The organism is Azonexus sp. GW821-FHT04F04, assembly GCF_059420025.1.
In genome coordinates, this window is record NZ_JBWKSX010000016.1 from 15299 (window position 1) to 38625 (window position 23327).

Annotated in this window: 21 protein-coding genes and 1 pseudogene; 10 read left to right on the plus strand and 12 right to left on the minus strand. The window is 61.1% G+C overall.

Annotated features, from left to right (window positions below; all coding sequences use genetic code 11):
* Positions 1-5 precede the first annotated feature (5 nt).
* The gene (locus tag AC07TV_RS21060) at positions 6-425 is read left to right on the plus strand and encodes a GNAT family N-acetyltransferase (RefSeq protein WP_494650334.1); all 420 of its coding nucleotides are present in this window, start codon (positions 6-8) and stop codon (positions 423-425) included.
* Positions 426-548: 123 nt separating this feature from the next.
* Here AC07TV_RS21060 and AC07TV_RS21065 read toward each other — a convergent pair whose 3' ends face one another.
* The 11 genes from AC07TV_RS21065 to AC07TV_RS21115 form a co-directional block, all read right to left on the minus strand.
* Positions 549-1172 (minus strand): IncC plasmid conjugative DNA transfer DtrJ family protein, encoded by a 624-nt coding sequence (locus AC07TV_RS21065; RefSeq protein ID WP_494650335.1) that lies wholly within the window; start codon positions 1170-1172, stop codon positions 549-551.
* Positions 1169-3076: a conjugative transfer system coupling protein TraD gene (gene traD / locus AC07TV_RS21070; RefSeq protein ID WP_494650336.1), complete on the minus strand. Its 1908-nt coding sequence runs from the start codon at positions 3074-3076 to the stop codon at positions 1169-1171. The genes AC07TV_RS21065 and traD overlap by 4 nt, the downstream gene beginning before the upstream one ends.
* A gap of 1 nt (position 3077) precedes the next feature.
* Positions 3078-4715: a MobH family relaxase gene (mobH, locus tag AC07TV_RS21075; protein ID WP_494650337.1), complete on the minus strand. Its 1638-nt coding sequence runs from the start codon at positions 4713-4715 to the stop codon at positions 3078-3080.
* A gap of 80 nt (positions 4716-4795) precedes the next feature.
* Positions 4796-5434, minus strand: coding sequence for a FlhC family transcriptional regulator (locus AC07TV_RS21080; protein ID WP_494650338.1), 639 nt, complete (start codon positions 5432-5434; stop codon positions 4796-4798).
* 11 nt (positions 5435-5445) lie between these two features.
* Positions 5446-5745 (minus strand): hypothetical protein, encoded by a 300-nt coding sequence (locus AC07TV_RS21085; RefSeq protein ID WP_494650339.1) that lies wholly within the window; start codon positions 5743-5745, stop codon positions 5446-5448.
* Positions 5746-6077: 332 nt separating this feature from the next.
* Entirely contained in the window at positions 6078-7142 is a 1065-nt protein-coding gene (locus AC07TV_RS21090; protein WP_494650340.1) for a DUF932 domain-containing protein, read from the minus strand.
* Between the two features lie 281 nt (positions 7143-7423).
* Complete coding sequence (locus tag AC07TV_RS21095; protein ID WP_494650341.1) at positions 7424-8434, minus strand: DUF7146 domain-containing protein; 1011 nt, start codon at positions 8432-8434, stop codon at positions 7424-7426.
* Positions 8421-10034 (minus strand): ATP-binding protein, encoded by a 1614-nt coding sequence (locus AC07TV_RS21100; RefSeq protein ID WP_494650342.1) that lies wholly within the window; start codon positions 10032-10034, stop codon positions 8421-8423. Before AC07TV_RS21100 ends, AC07TV_RS21095 begins: the two co-directional genes overlap by 14 nt.
* A gap of 69 nt (positions 10035-10103) precedes the next feature.
* Positions 10104-10421, minus strand: a complete 318-nt coding sequence (locus tag AC07TV_RS21105; RefSeq protein WP_494650343.1) for a hypothetical protein — start codon at positions 10419-10421, stop codon at positions 10104-10106.
* A 9-nt stretch (positions 10422-10430) separates the two neighbouring features.
* On the minus strand, positions 10431-10688 hold the full coding sequence (locus AC07TV_RS21110; protein WP_494650344.1) for a hypothetical protein: 258 nt from the start codon (positions 10686-10688) through the stop codon (positions 10431-10433).
* 60 nt (positions 10689-10748) lie between these two features.
* Positions 10749-11189, minus strand: coding sequence for a hypothetical protein (locus tag AC07TV_RS21115; protein ID WP_494650345.1), 441 nt, complete (start codon positions 11187-11189; stop codon positions 10749-10751).
* A gap of 676 nt (positions 11190-11865) precedes the next feature.
* On the opposite strand from AC07TV_RS21115, the gene AC07TV_RS21120 reads away from it, so the two are divergent.
* From AC07TV_RS21120 to AC07TV_RS21140, 5 genes are all read left to right on the plus strand, one after another.
* A complete protein-coding gene (locus AC07TV_RS21120) occupies positions 11866-12627 on the plus strand; it encodes a DUF1845 domain-containing protein (RefSeq protein ID WP_494650346.1) in 762 nt (253 codons plus the stop codon).
* Between the two features lie 137 nt (positions 12628-12764).
* Entirely contained in the window at positions 12765-13127 is a 363-nt protein-coding gene (locus tag AC07TV_RS21125) for a helix-turn-helix domain-containing protein (protein ID WP_494650347.1), read from the plus strand.
* Positions 13128-13853: 726 nt separating this feature from the next.
* Entirely contained in the window at positions 13854-14060 is a 207-nt protein-coding gene (locus AC07TV_RS21130) for a helix-turn-helix transcriptional regulator (RefSeq protein WP_494650348.1), read from the plus strand.
* 243 nt (positions 14061-14303) lie between these two features.
* Positions 14304-15248 carry a site-specific integrase gene (locus tag AC07TV_RS21135; RefSeq protein WP_494650349.1) on the plus strand — a complete coding sequence of 315 codons (945 nt, stop codon included), beginning with the start codon at positions 14304-14306 and terminating at the stop codon, positions 15246-15248.
* 16 nt (positions 15249-15264) lie between these two features.
* Entirely contained in the window at positions 15265-16473 is a 1209-nt protein-coding gene (locus tag AC07TV_RS21140; protein WP_494650350.1) for a DUF1173 domain-containing protein, read from the plus strand.
* Between the two features lie 68 nt (positions 16474-16541).
* On the opposite strand, the pseudogene AC07TV_RS21145 reads toward AC07TV_RS21140, so the two are convergent.
* Positions 16542-16811: pseudogene (locus AC07TV_RS21145) on the minus strand (integration host factor subunit beta); the annotation flags it as partial.
* Positions 16812-16949: 138 nt separating this feature from the next.
* On the opposite strand from AC07TV_RS21145, the gene AC07TV_RS21150 reads away from it, so the two are divergent.
* The 4 genes from AC07TV_RS21150 to AC07TV_RS21165 all read left to right on the plus strand — a co-directional run bounded on the left by AC07TV_RS21150 (position 16950) and on the right by AC07TV_RS21165 (position 23285).
* Entirely contained in the window at positions 16950-18272 is a 1323-nt protein-coding gene (locus AC07TV_RS21150; RefSeq protein WP_494650351.1) for a recombination directionality factor, read from the plus strand.
* Positions 18269-19564 (plus strand): metallophosphoesterase family protein, encoded by a 1296-nt coding sequence (locus AC07TV_RS21155; protein ID WP_494650352.1) that lies wholly within the window; start codon positions 18269-18271, stop codon positions 19562-19564. Before AC07TV_RS21150 ends, AC07TV_RS21155 begins: the two co-directional genes overlap by 4 nt.
* A gap of 67 nt (positions 19565-19631) precedes the next feature.
* Positions 19632-22103 (plus strand): DNA repair protein, encoded by a 2472-nt coding sequence (locus AC07TV_RS21160; protein WP_494650353.1) that lies wholly within the window; start codon positions 19632-19634, stop codon positions 22101-22103.
* Positions 22104-22376: 273 nt separating this feature from the next.
* On the plus strand, positions 22377-23285 hold the full coding sequence (locus AC07TV_RS21165) for a BrxR family transcriptional regulator (protein WP_494650354.1): 909 nt from the start codon (positions 22377-22379) through the stop codon (positions 23283-23285).
* The last annotated feature ends 42 nt before the right edge of the window (positions 23286-23327 follow it).

The window sequence follows — 23327 nt, forward strand, 5'->3', positions numbered from 1 at the left end:
CCTCCTTGTCACGCCCAGTTGTCCTCGCCCATCTGCTGGCTCTGACCTCGGACGACCGCTACGGTCGCTTCGCCACTGCGCTCTCCGATGCCGGTATCGCCGCCTACGCCGACCGCATCGACTTCATTCGCGACTTCTGTTTCGCCACCCTCGAACAAGACGGCCAACTCTCCGGCTTCATCCACCTCGCCGTGTATGGCGAGGTGGCCGAACTCGGTGCCAGCGTCCTTCCCCCATGGCGCCAACAGGGCAAGGCGCGCCGGCTGTTCGCTTCGGCGCTGGGGTTTGCCGCTTCAACTGGGATACTGGAAGTCCATCTCGCTACCGGGCATCCGGCGGCGCGGCGGATTTGTGGCGGATTGGGGTATGGGATGCGAGAAGGGATGGGGTGTCCGAGAGTGAGAGTCAGTCTGCTGAAGTGCTGATCAGCACCGGCTAGAAACGCTGTGCGCTCAGGGGGAAGAGTGCTCGATTCGTTCGGTAGCAGCCGTTCGGTAAGTCGGTAGTTGGCAGTTATCACCGTTTCAGCTTCAACGGATTCTTCATTGCTACGCCCGTCGATGAAAACACCCCAGCGCCCGCCCGGCCAGCACCCCAACCACCAGCGGCACGCACGGCAGCCACAGCGGATGCAGCGTCACTGGTAGTACGAAGCCGATGACCGTCGCGCAGAGGATCATGATCCCCAGGCTGGCGTACAGCGCGAACATTTCCGGATCGTGCTGCAGGAATTCCTTGGCCTTGATGAGCCGCGCGAATCCGCCGTCGACGACTGCAGCCAACACGAATACCGCCAGCCAGGGCAGCCATTCGAGCAGGGTGGAGAGTCGATAGCTGGCGAGCAGGAGTAGCGCGTCGACGGCGCGGAAGTAGGTGTTGTTGAAGAGGCGCTGGTTGACCGAGGACATCTCCCGGGACACCGCGCCGTTCACGCCCGCTGACGAAGGCGCATCCTTCGCGGAGGGAATCGGCGTGACCTGGGCCGTCGAATCTTGCATGCTCATCGCCCGATCCAGCATGCGGGTGGCGGGCTCGGCGCCCCAGTAGGCGGTGGCCGCCTCATGCTCGGCGCGTAGCTGCGCGAAGAAGCGCTCCGGCGGATGGGCCGACGGCACGTACAGCACCAGGACCAGCAGGATAAGCAACGACAACACGGCGACGGCGCGGATCATGCGACCGCCTTTTCCGGGGCGCGGGGCGAATCCGCATCGGGATCGAGGATCGGAAACCGCCCCTTGATGATCCGGCCGCCCGACACCGAGGCGAAGTACTGGAGGTTGGGCAGTTTGCCCAGCACATCCGCCGGCACCATCTCCTCGAAGCTCTCCGTGAGTTGGGTGGAATAGCTCGACGAGAAGTCGCCCAGATGGGCATCCGATCCGTGGCTCAGGCCCACCCGCACCGTATGGATTGCCGTCTTGCCGAAGGTCTCGACCACGAAGTCCTGGGTCGGCCGGTCCTTGGTGCGCAGCGCGATCAGGTTGTTGAGGTTGCCCAGCGCCATGCGCGCCGCGTCCTCGCTACCCAGCCGCCTAGCCAAGTCGGCCAGCGTCTGCATCGCGCAGGTGGTGAAGATGCCGCCCTCGGCGCCCTTGTTGAGGATCTCGATCAGCGGCTGGTTGATGACGTTCGAGACCTCGTCGACGAACAGCGCGATGCGTCGGTAGCCGCCCAGGTTGTAGCGCATGCCGGCGCGCGCTGCCTGATCGGCCAGTGCGAGGGCGCCGATCGCCGAGGCGACGGACGGATCGGGCAGCGAGTCCAGGCACATGTAGAGCACGTGGCTGGCACGCTCGATCTTCTCGAAGTTCATAATGGGCCGCCTGTCGTCCGCATCGAAGGGATCGGGTGAGAGGCTGCGCCCCAGGTCGCCCGAGGTCAGCATCGACAGGATGGGCAGCAGGTTGGCGGTGATCTTCTGGTAGTGCTCGCGGTTATGGCGGAAGGTGCGCACCTGGGCATCGATCACCTTGTTGCGCTGGTTCTGGGCGATGTGGTGCTCGTAGTAAGCGACGAAGGCCATCAGGTCGGCGCTGGCCGCCTCCGACGGTCGTTTAATGTTGCCGCGATGGGCATCGTGCAGCAGTTTCTTCATGTCTGGCAGTTCGCGCCAGCCGGCGCCCACGCTCTGATCGTAGTAGCGGCGCAACGAGTTCTCCAGCACCGGCTCGATGCCGCCCTCGATATACTTGGTCAGTTTCATCAGATTTGGCCGTTCCTCGATTTCGACCAGGCCCTGCACCACGACGTTGACGGCATCCCAGCCGAAGGCCGAGAAGGCGCCGGCCGTGTCCGGCGGCATGATGGACTGGATACGCGAGGCGATCTCGGTGGGCTTCTGCCAGTTGAAGGTGAAATCCAGCCGTACCCCCCGCTCCGGAAAGGCCGGGTGGAATTCCATGAAGGTGTCCGGCTCGCGGTAGTCCGCGCAGGCGCGCTCGACCACGCGCTTGAGCCGGCGGCTATTCTTCGGATCAATGACGATCACGACGTCGCCGCGCCGGATCGCCTGGGTGATCAGATTGGCCAGTGCCACGCCCTTGCCGGACTGGGTGGTACCAACCAGCAGCGTGCCGCCCTCGAAGTTCTGCAGCGGCCGATGCAAGGGGCCTTCGTTCGGTTCGACGCCGTGGATATAGGGCAGGCCGATCTCGGCGTCCGGCTGGGGCTTGCTGTCGTAGCCCAAGAGCCGAAGCAGGTGTGGCGACACCGCGTACTCGCGGTAGTCGATCTTGGCGAGTTCATAGAGCCGCTGCGAATGCACCGGCCGCCATTCGAAGCCGAAGCCCAAGAACACTAAGGCCGGATCCTGGCACCATCGAGCCAGGTCGCCGGTACCGACGACCTCGATGCCCCGTCCACCCAGCGACGCCCGCAAGACCAGCATGCGCAGGGCCTGGGTCACCCGCAACACGCCCATCGCGAAGCAGACGAGCGCCAGCGGCAGGGCCAATTGCCGGGGCAGCGTGCCGTCTACGCCTACCCCCAGGAAATAGAGCAGCGCCAGCCACCAGGCGATGCCGGCATAGACCTCGTAGGCCCGGCGCCAGGGCATCTCATAGCGGCGTACCAGCATCTCAGTTTCCCTCCGCCGGTGGTGTGGCAAAGCCCGCCAGATCGAGTCCGCTTACGCACCGCGGATCGAGCACGATGCCGACGGTGGGGTTGCCGTTGAATTCACGCGAGAGCGTCGGCGGGCCGTTGCGGTTGGGTTTCACCAGCATGTTCGCCTCGGTGAGGGCACGCATGGCAAGGGATGGCTGGATGCCGCGCCGCCCGAATTCCTCCAGCGGTACGAACACCCCCTGGGCGAAGGTGCTCACGGTGGGCGGACCCATGCCATCGTTGAGCGTGCGAATGGCCTCGGCCAAGGCGTCGCGCACGACCGGGTTCAGACGCATCGGGGATTGCAATGCGAATGTCGCCGACGGCGGTATCGTCGCCGGTTCCGGCGATGGTGATCCGGGTGTTTCCTCGACCGGCGCCACGCGGACGTCACTGTCGGCGGGCGGCGGAATAAGCGACAACTGGGTGCCGCTCTTCGGCGGTGCCAGCGGTGGCGCAGACGCCTGCGCCGGCTTGAATTCCAGTGCCTGGGGCAGGGCGACGGGTGGCGGATCGATTCCGGCGAGGAGAATGGCCGGGGCCGAGACCTTGACAGCTTCCAGCGAGGCCTTGGCGCCGGGCGGCTGGATGGACCAAGTCGAGCGGCCCGCTGCTGCCGCTTCGAACACGCCAGCGGCCAGCAGTAGTTCCAGCATCGTCTCGGGCGCCTTGGGGATGCCGGCCAGTTGGTCGACTTCGAGTAGTTGGTGGACATCCTCGGCGGCGCCAGGCCAGACCAGGAACAGACCGTCCTGCCCGAACCACAGGCGCGACTTCTCGCGGTTGGCCACCCAGGCCGAGTTGTCGCTGGTGAGCCGCCGCAGGGCATCGACCAGATAGCGCTCCAGGTGCGAACCATACTGCGGCGAGCCGTAGCGGTCGGCACTGGCAGCAAGGTTGCGGTCAATGACCAGAGCCAGCGAGCGGCGCACCAGTTCATCCACGATGTTGTGCTCGCGATAGATCGGAATGCCGCTGATGCTGGCCAGCAAGTGCGGCACGATCACCGTATTGCCTTCGGAGAGATCGGCCATTAACGCAGGGGACACCACATGGGGCAACGCAAACAGGCCTAGCCCACGCGCCTCAACGGCCTGAGGTCGCCAGCGCAGAAAGTAGCGCTCTGCGCCACGGGTCAGCAACCATTTTGCAAGTGGTTGAAGGAAGGCTGGCCAGACTTCACCGACGGTATCAGTGACGATGACATGGCTCAGCAAACGATGCAACTCACAGCACAGGCCAGCAATGAATGTCGCATGGCGCCAGCGCGGTTCCAATTGCCGACGCGCCGATATGCTCATGCGTCCGGAAAAGATGTGTGCGTCGGTGCCTTGTAGACTGAAGAAGGCGGTCTCGAGGCCGAGTCGCAGCAGCCCGCCAGGTTTGCTGAAGTAATTGTCGGCGGTGGCCGGCAGCAGATGCACGCAGGCGGCATAGCGTCGGATCAACGTCAATACGTCACGCTCGAAGCTCTCCCGATCGGTGCCGTAGCATAGCTTGATGCGCGCGATCAGGTCAGCTTCGCTGGCCAGTAGTTCATCAACTGAGAGAGCGGCAAAGCCCGGGTCGGAGGCGGGGTAGCAACTGACGGGAATTGGTGTTACGGCCATGGCTGCACAGCGATGTCGGACGGGAGGTCAAGTGCCTCATTCTTCGACCAACAACTTTTCCTGTCGCGGCGAAACAGCGCTTATTCAGCGGGGTTATCGCCTTCGGCTCCGGGACTTAGCTTGTGGAAGAGGGCGAGCATGCCCAGTTGGCGCGCGGTCATGTCGATGAGAGGGCGGCGCGGATAAGATGCCTGGATGCGGTGGTCGACGTGAAAGCGCTCAAGCAGTTTACAGAAGGGGCAGGGTTCGCCGGGGTGGATGATGGTGCCGACTGCCGCGATGAACTCGCAGCCGCAGCCCGGACAAGTCAGGACGGTCAGCGTTGGTGCGCTGGCCAGCCAGATGCCGTCGATGTAGGAGATAAGGTTGAAAGCCCGGTCCAGGCTAATCCGGTAAGGCGGCTGGGTGACCGACTGATAGGTGCGATACGCCAGGATCAAGGCTTCCACGGCAGTAAGTCCATGGCTGCGCAATTGGTGGAACTTGGCGCCAATGAGGCAGGCATCGGTGCGCAAAATGAGATTGGCGCCGTGGTACCACTCGGCCGAGTCCGGGGCTCGGCCGCGGGGAATAGTGTGTGCGTCGGGGAAGAAAAGACTTTGTATCTGGCGCGGTGGCATGCCGGTCATGACGTGAATCGTCTTCAAGCGGGCGCCGAGTGCAGCCAGTTCCTTTGCCTGTTGCATTGCGTGCAAGTGCCGGTCGCCTCGGGTCGACATGTCCGGTTTTCCTAGCGCCGATTTTCCATTGGAACGGGCGGGTGAATAATGGCCATGGGGCCTGCCAGGGCTCGCGGCGTACTTAGCAGCGTAAGCAGATCTGCACGCGGTGGGAACAGGGTCGTATCGCCGACATGGAGTACCAGGGACCACAGTTCATCGAGGCTCAAGTCATTGAGGTGGTCAGCCAGTTTTGTGTCGAGGGCAAATTTGCAACAGGTTGAAGCCCGATCATGTTGTAGACCAGCGCGAATGACGGCAAGCGCATTCAGGTTGATCCATTCGACATCGCTAAGCGTCACATGACTCATGGTCTTGTTCTCCGGTTGGCCCTGTTGGGGGCATCAGGCATTGGAGACGGAAACCTTCGTAAGCGATCCGGCGCGCCAGCCTGGTCAAGGCAAGGGGCAGTCTATTTAGAATGGGCTGGTAATGGCAATAGCATTTTCGGAAAAGCTTGATGGGGTGACGTTCTTGCCATACTCAAGGGCTGATTGATACTGTCGCTTGGTGAGTGGCGTGGTGCATGATGGACTGTCGCGTGATGCCGAAGCAATACAAAAAGCTGGGTGCTCGGTGCATTTGAGCGGTTGAATGCCGAACCGGGACAAATGTCCCGGCCGGTCTTCAAAACGATTCTTAATCAGGCCGCTTCGGCGAGTCCTTTCCACTCATGGGCCGACAAGTCGATTAGCCGACCGCCCAAGGCTTCGAACTCCGTTGCGCGGTCATAGTCTTCGACCTCCTGACTGTAATGCGTCACCGCATTGACCAAACCGTACCCCGACAACTCGCCCTCGGCGATCAGATGGCGTAGTACGCCGGCCCGTTCGCCTTCGTTGAGGACATAGCGCTGGGCCAGTACCTCGATCGTCTTCACGGGGTCGCCCACCAGCGGAATATTGAGCGTCTTTTGCAACTTCTGCGCTGTCTGGCGGAAGGTCGCATCCGACACTGCCGCCTGCACCACGTCACGTACCTTCAGGAAAAAGGCCTTGTCGTCGGCACGCAGGGTGTCGTCCTGGTAGACCTGGATGCGTTCATCCTCGCCACCGAGCGCGCGACCGACGTGCGTCTTGCGCAACGAGCGATCAGGCACGATCAGGCCATTGCTGCACACCAGCCGGAACAGCAGCGGCTGCACCGACAGCGTGCCCTGGCCAACCTCCGAGTTCGAGATCACGACGCCTGCCTGAACTACGTCGCCGGGTGCCATCTCGTATTTCAGGCGCGGCGTGATGCACTTTAGATACATCTTGGTTTCGGTCAGTTCGACCGACTCGAAGCGCACTTCTGGCAACTGCTGCAGGATGGGCAGCACGCTCTCAGCCAGGTCGAAGTTGTCCAAGCGGCGGTAGCGATCCGACAGCACGGCACGCACCTGGCCATCCAGAGTGCGCAGCATGCGCCGGTCTTCCTCGCTTTGCAGCCAGGTGTTTACATTGCGATCAAGCAGTGTGGGTTGATCTTCGCGCATACGCTCGAAATAGGCATACGGGATCTTCAACTTGTCCGCCAGTTGGCGGCGCGCTAGAGGTGTGACGCCGTATTGCACAGGGTTGCCACTTTCCTCGATAACCAAGTGGGTCTCGCCCTGCTCATCGGTGGCATGGTGTACCAGTGCCGAGGGCACGATCAGGTCCTTCTTCGAATGCAGTTGGCGCTCCAGTTCCTGGGCCAGGCTGACGAGAGAACGTCCGTTTTTCATAGCAATCTCCTTGTTGGAAAAGAAAAGCGGAGACGGCATCCCCCGCTCGCGGGGATGCACATCCCCGCCAGGGTCGGTGACGGATCGGCGAATGCCGGTCCAAATAGGGCACGAGGTGAATCGCGCCGGAACTCCAGGGCTGTCTTCGCGATACCGTGGGGTATCGCCTGGTGTGACAACTACCAGTCGGGCAAATGACCTTTTCGCCGGCACCGAATGGCGCGGCAGTGCCGCTGAAAAGGTGGGTGCGCGCGCCTTGCGGTGGCGCACACCCTGGTTGCTCAAGCTGCCTGTGCGGACAAGGCCTGCACGCGGCGTAGCCACAGATCGCTCCAGTCCACGCCAGCGTCCTTGGGCACGAACACTTGCACGTCGCGCTTGCCCGTGCGATGTGTTTCGCGCTTCAGGCGCCGGGCCAGTATGAAGGCGCCGGCCTGGCCGGCGAAGTCGCCGTCGGCATCGTTGTCGGCGTAGATCCAGACCCGGCGAACCGAGTCGGGAATCCACAGTTTCTCCAGATTGCCGGCGTTCAAACTGGCCCAGAACGGCCGTCCCGTCGCGAGATAGAGTGCGATGCTCTTCTCTATGCCTTCGCTGATTCCAAGGTCTTCAGTCGCCTCGAAGAGACGAACCGCGGCCCCGTTGATGCCGGAAGACAGCACCTTTTTCGCATCTGGCACGGCCAACTTGGCGCCATCCCGGAGGTAGGTTCGGTGCAGTGTGACCGCATGGTCATCCTCGCCCTGGATGCAGGCCAGCATGGCCGGATACTCGGCGACCTTGAGCGACTTGCCGTCGGCATCCTTCTGGTAATAGCCCAGCGCCGGATGGAAGCGCAGCACCTTCGGATAGACCGGCAGCGCCACGCCCCGGCTGGTCAGGTAGCGATCGACTTCATCGCCTGCCGTGACTGGCTTCGCTTCGCTCCAGATCCTTTGCGCAAGTTTCTGCATGCGCTCGGCGGAAGGTTCTTTGGCCCGGACTGGCACCATCACTGGCATCATCCCCAGGCAACGCTCAACATCACGCAATGCCGTGTTGAAATCGATGCCCAGTACTGCCTGAAGCAACTTGAAACCGCCGCCTGGGCCGCAACTGCGACAGTGATAGTTTCCTTCGCCGAACTTGTCGGTGTACTGGAAGCGATCCGTGCCGCCGCACAAGGGGCAGGGGAGATTGCGCCGCTTGAGGATGCGTTCATCGACACCGAGGCTCGCCAGTATCTCCGTCCACCGGCCATGGGCACGCTGCTTGACCGCTTCGATACGGGCCTCGTACTCACGATTCTGCATGGCATGCTCCTTCTTCGGCGATCAGGGCTACCGAATAGCTGGGGGCGATGCCCACGCCGACGGTGACCTCGAAAGTCTTGCCATGCAGCAATGGGTATTTGCCCAGACCAAGTTCCAGCAACAAGGAATCCAGCGTTTGCACGGGGTCGACCGAACGCAGGCGACGGATCAGGTCGGCTAACGCATCGCGGTCGGCGTCCAGGTCCGAAGACATGAACTGGTCGTTCTCGTCGATGAAGGATGAGGCCTGCCGCACCGCTTCGCCGGAGGTCTCGCCGGCCGGGATGTAGATGACATCCTCGTGGCAGACGCCCGCGTCGGTGATTTCAGCCACATCCTTGGCGCTACGCAGGATCACTGAGTCGCAAAGGACTACGGTGGGCCATACCCAGCGTCCTTCCAACTGGACGCGGATCTGCTCGGACACCGCTTCGACCCGCACCGTTTCCTGGTCCAGAAAACGCACGTAGCGCCATGCCCAATGATTGGAGCTCAGACCGATCCAGTCGAAGATCAGATGGCCTTTGGCCCGGGCGAGCATCCAGCGCGCCGCGTTGTCGTTGCCCAACCAGTCGAGGGAAACCAGCGTCACTTCGCCGCTCTCGACGGCTTGCCGGGTGGGTGCTACGGCAACTTGTCGGACATAGCTGCGGTCATCGTCTTGGATTGGATAGTCGACGATTTCGTCGAACAATTCGACCGGTAGAACATCGAGATCGTTGAGTAGATCCCATTGTCCCCAGGCGCGCATTGCCGTGTAATAGATCGCGACAAAGCGCTCGGGCGAAAGCTGGGTCTTGGCGACTTCCAGCGTCTGCCGCCAGCAGGCGGCCAACTCGGCATCAATGCGCTTTTTCTGGACGTCCTCGTCGATCAGTTTGTCGCGATCCGGCAGGCGCGCCATGAATTGGCGCGAATCCAGGTGCACGACATTGACCTCGTCGAACGAGCCGTAGTTGGGCTTCATGACACAGAAACCCTGCAAGAATACAAATGTGTTGTAGCTGAACTTGCCGTCCCGCGTCCCGGTGAGATGGACCGTGCCTATCGGGCTGGCCATCGTTGCTAGGTTCGCGGCGGCAAATGGCCGCGCCAGCGGCTGGCCGTTGAACAGCACATCAACCGGAAAACCTAGGCACAAGGTCTCGATACGGCTGCCCAAATCGGGCAGATCGACCCCGTGCAGTTCTATCCGGGTGCTGGTCACTGCCTCGGCCAAAGACTCGACGTCGATGGCCGCCTTGGCCAGTGCCGCCGTAGTGTCGATATCGACTCGCTGATGACCCGAGGCGACGATGCAGCGCGTCGCGGCATAGAGGCACTTCGAGAAACCGACCCCGAAAGGGCGCTCTTCGGCACTGGTGGCATCATCCCAGCCCGATTCGTGAAAACTCAGAAGTTTCTGGAAATCGTCGAGACCTCCGCCATTATCCTGGACCACCAGGATCTGCGCACCGGCATCGTAGTCGACTTCGATGTGCGTCGCCCCGGCACGGCGGGCATTTTGCAACAACTCAGAGATGAGCGTGAAGCGGTCGGTGAAGGCATAGCGCTGGTTGCGCAAGGCGCCTTCTTCGTTGATTCGAACCTGTATCTGCATGATGTTCTCCATGAATGCAGACGGCACCGGTCCCGGCGGGACTGGCCCGCCAAGGGGGAAGTTGACCAGTCAGCCGAGACGGTGGACGGGCGGTGTAAACAACTGGCCGACAGCCAGGGCTTCCATCAGGCTGTGCCTTAGGAATTCAATGGGCAGCAGGTGGCGGGTGCTCAGGACCTGGCTGGCAACGTCGAGACGCTCGACCTTCAGGCCGATCGGGTGCCAATACACTCGGTAGGCCAGCCTGTCAGCACCGGCGATGACAAAAGTACGACCGGCCAGTCCGGTGAGGACTTCGCTTTCCTTGACGAGGAACTCGATGTCTTCGGGGGCCTGGACGGTCAGCAGGGCCGTTGAGCGTCCGGCGCGATGCATTGCGGTATACATACGCTTTCCTTAAAGCACGGACGGGGAGCAGGGCAGGCCATCGGCAGACAGTCCGGCATCCATCTCCTTGCTCGCCGGATCGAGGCGTTGGTCGTTGATCCGTGCCAGGGCATCGTGGTCCGCCGGCGGGTCCATCAGGCAAATGGCATGCAGCCGTTCCTGGCGGATCTGTTCCAGCCCGACAGCGTCTTCATAATCCAGACGTCCGGCGATGCCGTAGAGGGCGAAGATCGCCAGCAGGCAAAGGACATCCTTGAAAGTGCTCATGACGATTCCTTCGAATAGGGGGCTTGCACGTTGGCAGCAAGCCTGAAAAGTTGGACGGGATTAAGCGAACAAATCGCCTTGCACGGACATCCGCTTGATCTGTTCGTTGATCCACTGGGGGTTCTTGGAAAGTCGTGCTTCTATCCAGGCGGGGTTGTGGACGACGGCATCGCGTACCCAGTCGGGGTAACGCTCCAGCGAGGCGCTAAACCAGGCTTTGAGGCTGTGGCGGATGTGGCCGCGGATTTCTTCGGCGTCGACCAAGCCGCAATAGGCGATGGGCGACAGGGGGCTGCAACCGACCACGCGCAGGCAACTGACGAAGGAGAACGGCAGGCCGTCCTTTTCGTGTTCGCTGAACACCCAGCGCAGCGTGTCGAACTTCTCTTCAAGGGGCGTCGCGGGATCAGCCAGGTGGCTGACTTCTTCAAGCAGGCGCCAATGCAGGAAGACGATGTCTTCCTCGCTCCATTCGATCGGTGCGTCCGCATCGTCGAGCATCTGCTCCAGCGCGGCACGATCAGGAATCGCCGCAGGGCGGTGATATGAGATAGCCGGCCAAGAGGAAAAGATGGGCGGGAATACGGGGCCCACGGGCGTGGGCTGGGAAGCTTTGGGGGATAAGCTCTGATTCAGCATCGTTGGCTCCAGAAAAAATGGAGGCAATGCGCACCACGGCAGGGGCAGATGCCCCCGTGGGGTGACGAACGGCCGAGCCGCTAGAAGCGGTACGGGAAGAAGAAACTCCTGGGCTGGCTTGAACGGGCGGTACGAACCGCCGTGATCGGTATGCCAGCGACCGATCGAGGAAGGCTTTCGGGGGAAGGGCGTCCGGGATACGGGAACAGAGACGCCGCGCCCCTGCCTCGAAAACTTTCCGCGATGGCATGGGTGCGATCGGTAGCGGAATCACCACCGGCAGGACTGACGAGTGCCGCACCGGCAAAACTCAATGGTGCGCAACAAACGGATTACTCCAAGGCTTGCCTTGTTTGAATGCAGGGCCAGCTACTGCATGACGTAAAGGTAGCGGCCCGCATAGCCAGGGTCAATCCCGAAAAACCACCTCGATCGGCCCCGATGCCGAAAGGCCCCTCAAGCGTCGGCCATTTCCGGTGGCGAATGAACTGCACTCTGCGGAAGATTGCTGCGAAAGCGGTATTTCGAGGAGTACGGCATGTCGGAGATCCAGATCGTCAAGATAGATGAGGGTGGCGTTAACGCACGCATCCTCGCCAAGGAGGCCAAGGCTGATTTTCGGCGCGTTGAAGCCGCCAGCCTGAAAATGCCCACGCGTTTCACTAGCGCCGAGGGCAAGCGTTTCTTCGCGCGGCTGTTCAATACCCTGCAACTCAACACCCACTTCATCTCGGTGATTGCTCGTACTCGGCTGGACCATGACGACGTGGCGAAGATCGAGGACAGCATCCGCGCCCAGATGGACACGGTGAGCGAGAGTTTGAACAAGGCCATCGATGGCGCCGAAGCGCTCTTCAAGGCCCACGCCATCACCAGCACGGCGACCTATGACACTGTGCCGCTGGATGTCGAAGTTCATGTGCTGTCATCCAGCGGCCGCCGCTTTCTCGAGGTGCTGGGTAAACTCGACCAGTTGATGCCTCTGTTGCAGACCTTGGAAATCCACGAAGTGATCACCACGCAGGCAGTGGATATTCAACGTGCGAGCCTCAAACGGCAAGTGCGCGATATCGCCAATGGCGCGCGCAATTTCGCCATGGGGCTGCGGCGGCGAATGAACACCATGGGCGCGCGTGATGGCGAAGGCCGAAGCGCGGACGGCCGGCAAGAGACTGCCGGGGTAGATAGGGCGGACGAACCCAGAGCGGAAGGTGATGGAGAGGTCGAAGCGGCAGTGATGATATTCGACACGCAATTATCCGAAGTCTTGGAAAGTGACCCGCCTTCGGTTGGCGACTAGACATCGATGTCTGCTACTCGTCCCCTTTGCCATTTCCTCTGAGCCAAAAACAACAAGTATGTAGGTTCATATAGCAACATAAGACACCCTGTTTCAACCGTTGGGAGACCGTCATTCTTGTCGATTAAAAGGACAACATGATGGCGGTAAAGAAGAAAGACTCCGCTGCTCTGGCGAAGCACCTTGGGGGCAACCTATGCAAGCGGCGCAAACAGTTGGGATGGACACAGGAAACAGTTGCGGAGCGGGTCGGCGTGGATGTCGAAACCGTATCACGCATTGAGCGCGGAGCACATCTGCCATCGCTGCCTACGCTAGACAGGCTTGCGGTTGCGCTGCGCTGTTCTGCTGGCGACTTGTTGTCGAAAGAAGGACCCGTCGAGGCCAGCGAAGCTGCGACCTTTGGCGCATGGATTTCCGAACTTGGACCCGATGATCGGGCATTCGTTATGTCGGTAGTGCGGAATTGTTGTGAACACTTGGGTAAACGCTCAAAGTAGCAGATATTCCTGCCGACGGGAGGAATACAGGGAACTCAATGGCGTGCGTGAGGCCATTCAAACACCTCTCAGGAAGCTTCCAGAGGCACCTCAAGGGATACTGTGAGATGCCGCCAGCACAAATCATGGCCCTTTTCACCAAGGCAAGCTTGATCCTGGCCAGATTTGCCCGCGATCCGGTTTTCCAGCCGCAAGCTTGATCTCGGCGAGCCAAAATGGGTTCTCTACCTGTGCCATCTCCAATCGCTGGCCGGCCCGGACTCTTGAGGCGGGCGGGTTCTGGAGCTTCTTGCATCTGCCAACGAGCACCCATATTTTGTAGCCAGGTTCTCCGTCAGCCCGACCCGGTGCAACGGGCACCTTTACCGCTTTCGCGGCGGCGTCGCAGTCGATACCTGCCTGTTGTTCGACGATCCGCTGCCGCATGTGCAGCGCGGTGCAGTGCCGGATCAGCTATTTTTTCCGGACCCGTACGCCCTTGGCCATCAAGTGGCGAAATTCAATTTTTTGCTCATCTTTCCATGCTGTGCGACCGGGGCGCCCGCAGCATGCCGTCGAGTTCAGCGTTCCCTATCGGCTCGCGCCATCCTGACCTAGCGCGGCCACTACAGAGCAGGTCATTTCCTTTAACAGCGTCAGCTGCAACGAGGTTCGATCGTGCCAAAAATCCGTTCCAGGGTCTCCGCAACGGCGGCGACTTCCAACCCTCTTTCTACTACACCAGTCATGCCGACTGCGATCCTGACGCTCCCCGATACCGGGTTCCTGCGTCAGCGGCAGGTCCTGGCTTTCGTTCCTATTTCCAAATCGACCCTCTGGCGGCGCATACAGGCGCGCACTTTTCCGGACCCGGTCAAGCTCTCGGAGCGCGTGACCGTCTGGCGCGCCGAAGATATCCGCCGCTGGATCGGGCAGCAAGGGGCACCGGTCTGATTTCCGAATCAAGTATGGGAGATTGGCTCGTAGCGGCGTCGTTTGCGCTGCAACCGGGCCGCTACCGATCCACTGCGCAATGCGTGCATACCGTCTTCGATCAGAGGGGCTCTACCGAGTATGGCGCTCTTGATCTGATGACGAAATCCCGCACCTTTCCCGGCGATTTCGCCTGGCGATGGGTGCGTCGACGCTTGAGTATTCGGAAAGATGTCGGTCGACATATGATGGGAGATGCAGGTCATGCAAGACAGCCAGGAGGTCAGCAAGCACCACGAAAACGCATTGCAATCGGTTGAGATGCTGCGTGCAGTCATCGGCGGCGATACCTACGAGACGGTAGCCGTGCGCTTCGGTATCTCGCGTACGGCAGTTGAGCGGCGCATCAAGTCAGTCGCCGTCCAACTCACCCAGGTTGTGGGTGTGGACGGTCTCAAGGAAGAGGGCGCTGCATTTGTGCGGCGGCTGCGCCTGCATCGCGAGGCCATCCTGGTCGCGCTGGCCGGATTCGTGCCGCTGCCGCCGCTCGGCACCCGCCCGGCGCGCGTATTGTCGGCAGCGGAGGTGGCCCAGGGCGCGGTGCGCATCAAGGGCCGCACCAGTCGCACCTGGCACGACCTTGCCCTCTACTACATGCTGTTTGCCACCGGCCTGCGCCCTCTCGAAATCGCCCGGCTTGAGGTGCGCGACTACCTGCATGCCGATGGCAGTGTCTGCCGTGAATCGGAATTACGTGCCGAGGCGGCGATCAACGGAAAATTGAGGCCGCTCTATTTCAGTAGTTGCCGGCTCGATGATGCGCTGACGGCCTATTTCCGGGAGCGCTGCGAGTGCGGGCACGGCGTCGGGGCACCAGACTGCTACCGTGGATTACGTGCGGACAGCCGCTTGTTTCTGTCGCCTTGTGGCGAGCCCTACCGAATCGCTTCAAACAATGGCGAGCCAGGGCAGAATCGCTTTGTATGCCGGGCTCTGCTGGAGATTTACCGCAAGTTGTTCCGCTACGCCGAACTCAAGGGCCTGAGCGCCCAGTCGGCACGTCTGACGGTGATGTCGCGGATGTATGAGCGCGGTGCCGACGAGGATCAGGTCGGTGCCATCCTAGGTATCGGCGAGCGCAGCGCGGTGCGGGAACTGCTACCCCGGCCGAAGCCGACACTGGCTGAACTGCTCGACGAACTGGTTTAAGTCTGGCGCTGCCACTATGGACCCCCAGCGCTTTGCCATCAAAGGCCGCGTAATTGGCGCTGATGATCCGCAGTTACAGGAGGCTTTGGCCCAGGTTCATGACACCCTCGAACGGCCACGCTGCCTGTGCATGCCGGGTGGCGTGGAAATGTATGTAGCGAGGCACCGCCAGTTTTTGGTCAAGCGTATGCCAGACAGCGGCAGTGCCCACCATCCCGGTTGCCCGTCTTATGAGCCGGAAAGCCAGCAATCGGGCTTGGGCGAACTGGTGGGCGAAGCGGTGCTTGAGTCCGAGCCGGGGCGGGTCGAACTCCGCGTCGATTTTCCGTGGACGCGGGTGATCGGGCAAAGTGTGCCGCGCGGCGAAGCGCAGGACGTGGCAGAGGTCGGTGTGCCACGGCGGCGCATGTCGCTACGTGCCTTGATGCACTTTCTGTTCGAGCGCAGCGGCTTCAACCGCTGGAGCCCGGCCATGGCCGGCAAGCGCAACCAGGGAGTGCTGCGTAAATATCTGCTGGAGGCGGCCGAGGAAATCACGGTCAAGGGCGTGCCGCTGGCCGAGCGCTTGTATATCCCCGAACCTTTCAGTGAAAACAGCAAGGTCGAAGCTGCCCAGCGCCGACGCGAGAAACTGGCGGTGTTACGCCCGCGCGACGGCCAGACGCCGCTAGCCATCGTCATCGGCGAATACAAGATCAGCGAGGCAACGGCCCAGGGGCACCGGGTTTGGATTCGTCACATGCCGGATGCGCCCTTGCTGATCGCCGGCCGCGCTTGGGAACGCATAGAACGGGTCTTCGCACCGCTGTTCGAGGCACGCGATGCCGACATCGGCCACTCGGTGAGGCTGGTCATCGCTGCACTGATCTGTGCCCGCCGTGAATACACCTACGAGATTGATTCAGTGAGCCTGATGCTGACCAGCGAGCAGTGGATACCGATCGAGGGTGTGCATGAACTTCCCCTTGTCGATGCCTTGGTCGCTCAGCAGCGCCGCTTCGTCAAGCCGCTACGCTACGATGCGCACAGTGCCTCACCATTTCCGAACGCGCTACTGCTGGATGCCGGCCCGTCACCCGTGCCACTGCATGTGCTGAGCCGATTCATGAATCCCAAGGAGCGGGCGGCGAAAGAGAAAGCGATTGCGAGGGCGGGAGAGATCGCCTGGGTATGGTCGACAGATCAGGCGATGCCATCCTTGAAAAGCATTTCAGATTCACGCTGACGAGTGCCGGTAATTGCGCCATAGACGGGCAGATCGATCAGCAAGCGTTGAGAAGAAGTTGTCGCCATCACGCGTTCACGCAATTCCTTCCCGGCCTTGAAGGCGGGAACCCATTTTGCCGGTACCGCTACTGACTCACCGGTTTTTGGGTTGCGTGCCTGGCGGGGCGTGCGGTGGTTCAGGTAGAAAACGCCGAACCCGCGAATCTCAACCCGATCACCGTGAATCAGCGCCGCATGGATGGCTCCGAGAATCTCCGTTACCGCCATTTCAGCATCCTTCTGTACCAGTTGAGGAAAGCGTTCGGCGAGTTGGGCGATGAGTTCGGAGCGGGTCATGGCGATATTTTAAGACTGAGATGACCGTCGGCCAAGGGAATGCTTTTGCCGGGAGTGTTTCCGTAGGGGTTGAAACGGAGGGCAGTCGCGAGAGCATGAATTGTCGAAATATCCCGACCTTCATGAAGGAGCGCCGTCATGGCCCATCTCAACCCACATCCAGTGATTGCCGTACAGGGTGCCGGCATCACACCAACCCTGCTCGGGCAAAGCCCCGCCCGCATTCCGACTGGCGGCAAAATCCGCGCCGGTATCAAGGTGCTGACGAAGAAAGCCGCCGAGCAGCCCAAGGCCAAGGCGATCTACGATCAGGGCGTAGCTGCTGGCCAGTCCTTCGAACAGATCGAGCGCGCTATCGCCGAGGTGCTGCCCGCCCTCAAGACGCCACTGATACCGCGCAACGTGCCATGGTTCACCGTGCGGGGCCAGGACTTTCCCAATCCCGAAATCGCCGCGCAAATTCTGGCGGCCTACAGCGAAGACCGGGGTGAGGGGCGGCACCTGTACCGCTTTCCCGTGGTATTTCCTTCCGACTACTGGCAGACCGTGATGCCGCACGAACTGGCGGCCTGGGGAATGCACGACAAGCACTACTGGTCGCAATACTCAACCGATGGTCGGGTGCGCCATTGCATGTGTCATGCGCCGGTGCCGGTGGACGATACGGGGCGGCGCACGATTCGCCTTTTCGGGGGGCGCAAGACGATGGTCCGCGAGGAGAACAATGGCCTGTGCGAACCGGAGGCCTGCCGCGAATACCAAGCGCGACAGTGCAACCTGACCGGGCGCTTTCTGTTTTTCATACCCGGCATCCGCTCGATCAGTGCTTTTGAACTGCATACCAACAGTTTTTACGCGATGAATGCGGCGATCCAGAAGTTCGAGACCGTCGGCTTCCTGCGTGGCGGGCGCATCTCCGGTTTCCTGGATCGGCAGCGCACGCCTTTTTACCTGACCAAGAGACTCATGGAGGTGGCTCATATCGATGAACAGGGCAGGGCAGTAAGAGTACCGCAGTGGATCATCGATCTCGAGGCGCCGGTGGATGTCACCGCCTTACTGCGCGACAACGAGGACACCGAGACGGCACTGCTGCAGGCGCAACTGGCGACGCAGGTGCTGCAAGGCAGTACGGGCGAGGCCTTTGCCGAATCAGTGCAATCTGCTGCGGGCGAAGTCCGGTCATTCTCAATGGTCGATGTCTCGTCTGTCGACGAGCCGTTGCTCCAGAACGGGCATCCCAGTTTCGAGGAACTGATGGTGCGGGTGCTGGCTTATGACATCCTGCCTGAGCAGTACCGGGCCTACGCCGACCGGCGCTGGGGACCGGGCTGGAAAATCAATCCACATGGCCGTGCCCAGGCCTGGAATGAACTGGCGCGCTACGGCAATGACCCGCAGGGCTACCGTGACAAGATCGAGAGCGAAATGCAGTTGGTGTCGCGCGGGAGAACGGCATGATCCGCATCGCGCATTTCTCCGATTTGCACTACGGCACCAAAAATCGAACGGAGGCGGATCGCTGCTTCGGCGCCGCCATCGACCGGGCCATTGCTCTGGGGATAGAAGCAGCGGTGCTGTCAGGTGATGCCACCGACCATGCGCTGGACCTGCACGCGCCGGCCGCCGAACGACTGTTCGCCCAGGTGCGGCGACTGGCCGACCATTGCCCGGTGCTGATGTTGCAGGGCACGTTTTCGCACGAACCGCCGGGTACCCTGGCTATTTTCAAGCTGCTGGGCGGCCGCTATCCGGTGCATGTGGCCGAGCGTATTGAACAAGTGGCACTCACCGCCCAGGGGCAATGGCTTGTTTCGACGGCCTGGTGCTTCGATCAACTGCCGGCCGGTGCCCGTGCCTTGTTCTCCTGCGTGCCGACGGTGAACAAGGCGGCGGTTGCCGCAGCGGTCGGTGCGGCGGATGCGGCACAGGCGGTTGGCGAGCATCTGGCCATCTTGTTGCGTGGTTTTGTGCCGATCAATCGGGCGGCGCTGTTGCAAGGCCTGCCCACCATCGGCGTCTCGCACGGTACCGTATTCGGCTGCCTGAGCGAGCACGGCGTGCCAATGGCGGGTTTCGATCATGAATTCACTACCGGGGCGCTGTTCGCCGCCGAGACGCAGGCCTTCATGCTCGGGCATATCCATCGACATCAATTCTGGCAACAGGAGGGCGGTGCCGGGCGGCAGTGCATTGCCTATCCCGGTTCCATCGGCCGTTTTCACTACGGCGAGGATGGTGAGAAGGGTTTTCTGGTGTGGGAGGTGGATGCTGATCAGGCACGCTTTGCACTGGAGCCGACACCCGCACGTCGAACGATTGATATCGTGTTCGACGGCAAGCCAGACCTCGACACGCTCCGAACTACTGTATCCCAACAGGGCATCGCCGGTGCCTTCGTGCGCGTGCGCTGGACGGTTGCCGATGAAGACCGTCATGAAGTCGACCGTAGGGCAATTGAGCGCTTGCTGGAGGGCGCGGCGGAAACCAAGTTGGAGGGACGCATCGTGCCGGTGGTTCGAACCAGGGCGGCAGGAGTTTCGCAACTGGCGCATCTGGGCGACAAGGTGCGGGTATGGGCGCAGATAACCGAGGTCAGGGTGGAGCCATTGCTCGCTTGCCTCCAGACGCTTTCCGCTCAGGAGCCAGAATCCATCGTCGAGCATGTATTACGGGGGCAGGAGACTTCCCGTGGCGAAAGCAGCACCAAGGCCGAGCCAATGAACGATCCCGAACCCATGTTGCTGTTCTGACCTGAGCAGGCTTGCCGATCTTTGTCTGTGTCGCAGACTGTTCTGGTGACCTAGTTGGAGTCCTGTTATGCAACCGCTATCACTCACGCTCAAAGGCTTTCGCGGTATCCGTGCCGGTCTGGGATGCGATGTCCTCACCCTGGATTTCGAGCAACTGGCCGACGGTGCCGAGTTGGTCGCCATTGCCGGCGCCAACGGGCGCGGCAAGACCACCGTGATGGAAAATATGCACCCCTATCTCACCATGCCCTCGCGGGCGGCGACGGCGGGTCCGGGCGGCTTTTCCTATTACGACCACGTCTGCCTCCCGGAAAACGAAAAGGACCTGGTGTGGTCCCACGCTGGCCGAACCTACCGTTCGCAGGTGGTGATCCGCCTCAACGGCCGGCGCAAGACTGAAGCATTCCTGTTTGCCTTTTCTGCCGACGGTGCGTGGAAACCCATGGCATTGGAAGATGGCACTATCGCGGATGGCAAGGTGGAGACCTATACCCGCTGCGTCGAGGCGATCTGCGGCAATGCCGACACCTTCTTCACCTCGGTGTTTTCTGCTCAGGGCAAACGGCAGTTGAGCGCCTATCGCAATGCCGAGATCAAGACGCTGCTGGCTGATCTGTTGGGGCAGGAGGAAATCCGGGCGCTGGGCCAGAAGGCGGCCGAAACGGCGCGGCTACTCAAACTTGGTCTGGCGGCGATATCGCAGGAGCAGTCCGGACTGGATGATGATGCGCAACGCATCGGCGGGGAACTGCAACGGCTTGAGGGCGCTGCGGGCCGCATCGCCCAGAGTCTGGCGGCACGCCAAGCGGCTCAGGCCACCCTGGAAACTGCCCGAAGCCAGCATGCGCAATTGGCGGCCGAACGGGAGCAGTCGCAGAGTGTTGAACTGCGTCGGACGCAGCTTCAGGGCGAATGCAGCGCGGTGATCCAAGCTGGCACCGAGGCCATCGAAGCCTTGAAGGCCCAGGAGCATAGCGAGTCGCAGCGCCTGGAACGACTGGAGCAGCGTATCGCCCAACGCCTGACTCAGGAGCGTAACCGTCGGCAGGCTTTGCACAATCAGCGTCAACAATGCCTCAAGGTGTTGGCCGGTGCACCGACCGTACGGCAAGCCGAGGCCCGTCTACCCATGGCTGAACAGGTCCTGTCGCTGCATCTGGCTCGGGTCGGCCACTGGCGCCAGCAGGCTCAGCACCTGACCCAGTGCAAAGCTTCCGAGCACTTGGTCCGGCAAAGATTGTCGGGGATCGAGCGCGAGGCCGGGCAGGCAGCGCTCAAAGCCGAAGAATTGGCGCGGCGCTTCGGCCTTGCTGGCCTGGTGCCCTGTGCCGGTACCGACCTGCTGGGGCAGTGCCAGCTTTTGGGGGATGCGCGGGAAGCCCAGGCACTGGTTCCTGGTGCCCAGGCTGCCATCAAGCGCCTGGCAGACCAAAAGGCAACTGCACAAGAGGAGTTGGCGGTTCTTGGCGGGCAGTACGAAGGGATTGCTGCCGCGCCCCAGAAACTGGCGTGGGCCGAACAACGTGCCGAGGTGGCAGGCGCGAGAATCTCGCGGTATGCGCTACTGGCAGCCAAGGCGGGAGAACAGGTACGGGCGAAGAACGCGCTCGCCGAGATTGAGGCGGAACTGGCGGCGTTAGGTGACGAAACCTCGTCTTGCCAGCAAGGGGCGGAAACACCGGATGAGTTGGCCGAGCGCCAACAAATTGGCACTGCACGGCAAGCGATTGCAACCCAGCACGAACAACAGGCCAAGCACTACCGCGCCACGCTGGATAGGCTCAAGCAGGTGTTGGCGGCCTTGCCTCCATGCTATGACGAGCAGCGTCTGAGCGAGTCGCACAGGAAGATGGAAGAGGCAGCGCAGTCAGTCGCTACAGCCGAACAGAATTACCTGAGCACCGTGCGGGATGCCGAAAACTTCACTGTCCTGGCGCAGCAGGCAACAGCCTTGGCTACTCGCCAGGCACAGGTGGCGAGCCGTATCGCCAAGGTCCAGTCCGAGTTGGGTAACTGGACTCTTTTCGCCAAGTGCATGAGTAATGATGGCTTGATCGCCCTGGCCATTGATGATGCCGGACCCGCCTTGGCGGGACTGGCCAACGATTTGCTGCTTGCTTCCTACGGTTCCCGTTTCACGGTCTCCATCCTGACGCAGGTGGAGACCGTCAAGGGCGAACAGAAGGAAGGTTTCGACATCCAGGTGCACGACGGCGACTCGGGCGAAAGCAAGAGCGTCGGCCTGATGAGCGGCGGCGAACGGGTGTGGATCAATGAGTGCTTGATCCGGGCGGTGGCACTGTATCTCTGCCAGAGCACGGGACGCCGTTATGGCGCCTTGTTCTCGGACGAAGCCGATGGGCCGCTGGACCCCGAGCGCAAGCGCATGTTCATGGCGATGAAACGGGCGGTGCTTTGTCTGGGTGGCTATCAGCGGGAGTTCTTTGTCTCCCAGACACCGGAACTGACCGCCATGGCTGATGCGGTGATCGATTTGGAGGTCTGCGCAGAGTTGTCAAGAAGCCAACAGTCAGCGTGATGCACAGGTGACCTCGTCATTTTCGCAAAAACTAGGGCCGGTCTACCGAACCTGTCTTTCCAGACCCCCGTGCTTTTTTGAGGCGCTATACCCATTGCGATCGGGTGTAGCCGACACCCGATCATCAAAGATGGCCATAGATATCCCTCGATTGCACCTAGGTCGCGCGCATTCATTGAGCATGCGCGTGTATAATGTGCATCAAAATGATGAAGCAACATCAGTCTTCTTGATCTATCAACCGTTTCGACCGAGCCTGCAGAGCATCGATAAATGCCCACCGCCAAGAGCAGCATCCAAGACCTTTCGCAGGCACAACGTGAACGACTGGCTTCGCTGGAAATGCGTGCCTTCTTCACGGGCGAAATCAGGCGTTCGGAAATCGAAGCTCGTTTCGGTATCAAGCCTGCGGCTTCGTCCAGAGATCTGAGCGCATATCGCGACCTGGCTCCTAACAACCTCGACTATGACGCTGTCGCCCGGTGCTATCGACCAACGGCTGAATACAAGCCGCTTTTCGAGATCCAGGCTGAGCGGGTATTGACCTGGCTTCAGCAGGGTTTTGGCGACGGCTTGGATGTGAAGCTAAAGCAGGTTGCGCCCTGCGAAGGGCCGGGGGGGCTACGAAAACTCGACTTGTCGACGCTTGCCGCAGTGACGCGTGCATTGTGCGCAAAGCGGGCATTACATATCAATTATCTTTCCTTGCAGTCAGGACCAACGCGTCGCGAGATCGTGCCGGTGGCACTGGCCGATGATGGACTGCGTTGGCATGTTCGGGCATTCGACCGAAGCAAGGAAAGATTTGGCGATTTCGTCCTGACCAGGATCACGAAGTTTCGAGAATTGACCGCCAAAGTCGGGGACTGTGAACTCTTGGTGGCCGATGAGCAGTGGGCCCGTATCCTCGAATTGGAACTAGTGCCGCATCCTGGAATTACCTGGTCCAAGGCGATAGAAGCGGACTACGGGATGCAGGATGGCGTCGTACGTGTAAAGGTGCGAGCAGCTGTGGCCGGCTACATACTGCGCCGCTGGTCTATTGATTCCTCGCCTGATCACTCTCTCGACCCCGCCTCCCATCACCTATGGCTGAGAAATCCGCAAACGCTTTATGGTGTGGAAAGTGCTGCTCTAGCACCTGGCTATCCAGACACCGAAAGAGCCCTGGCTGATGCTTGAAGTCGGCAAAGAAAATTTGGAAAGAAATATGGAATTTGAATC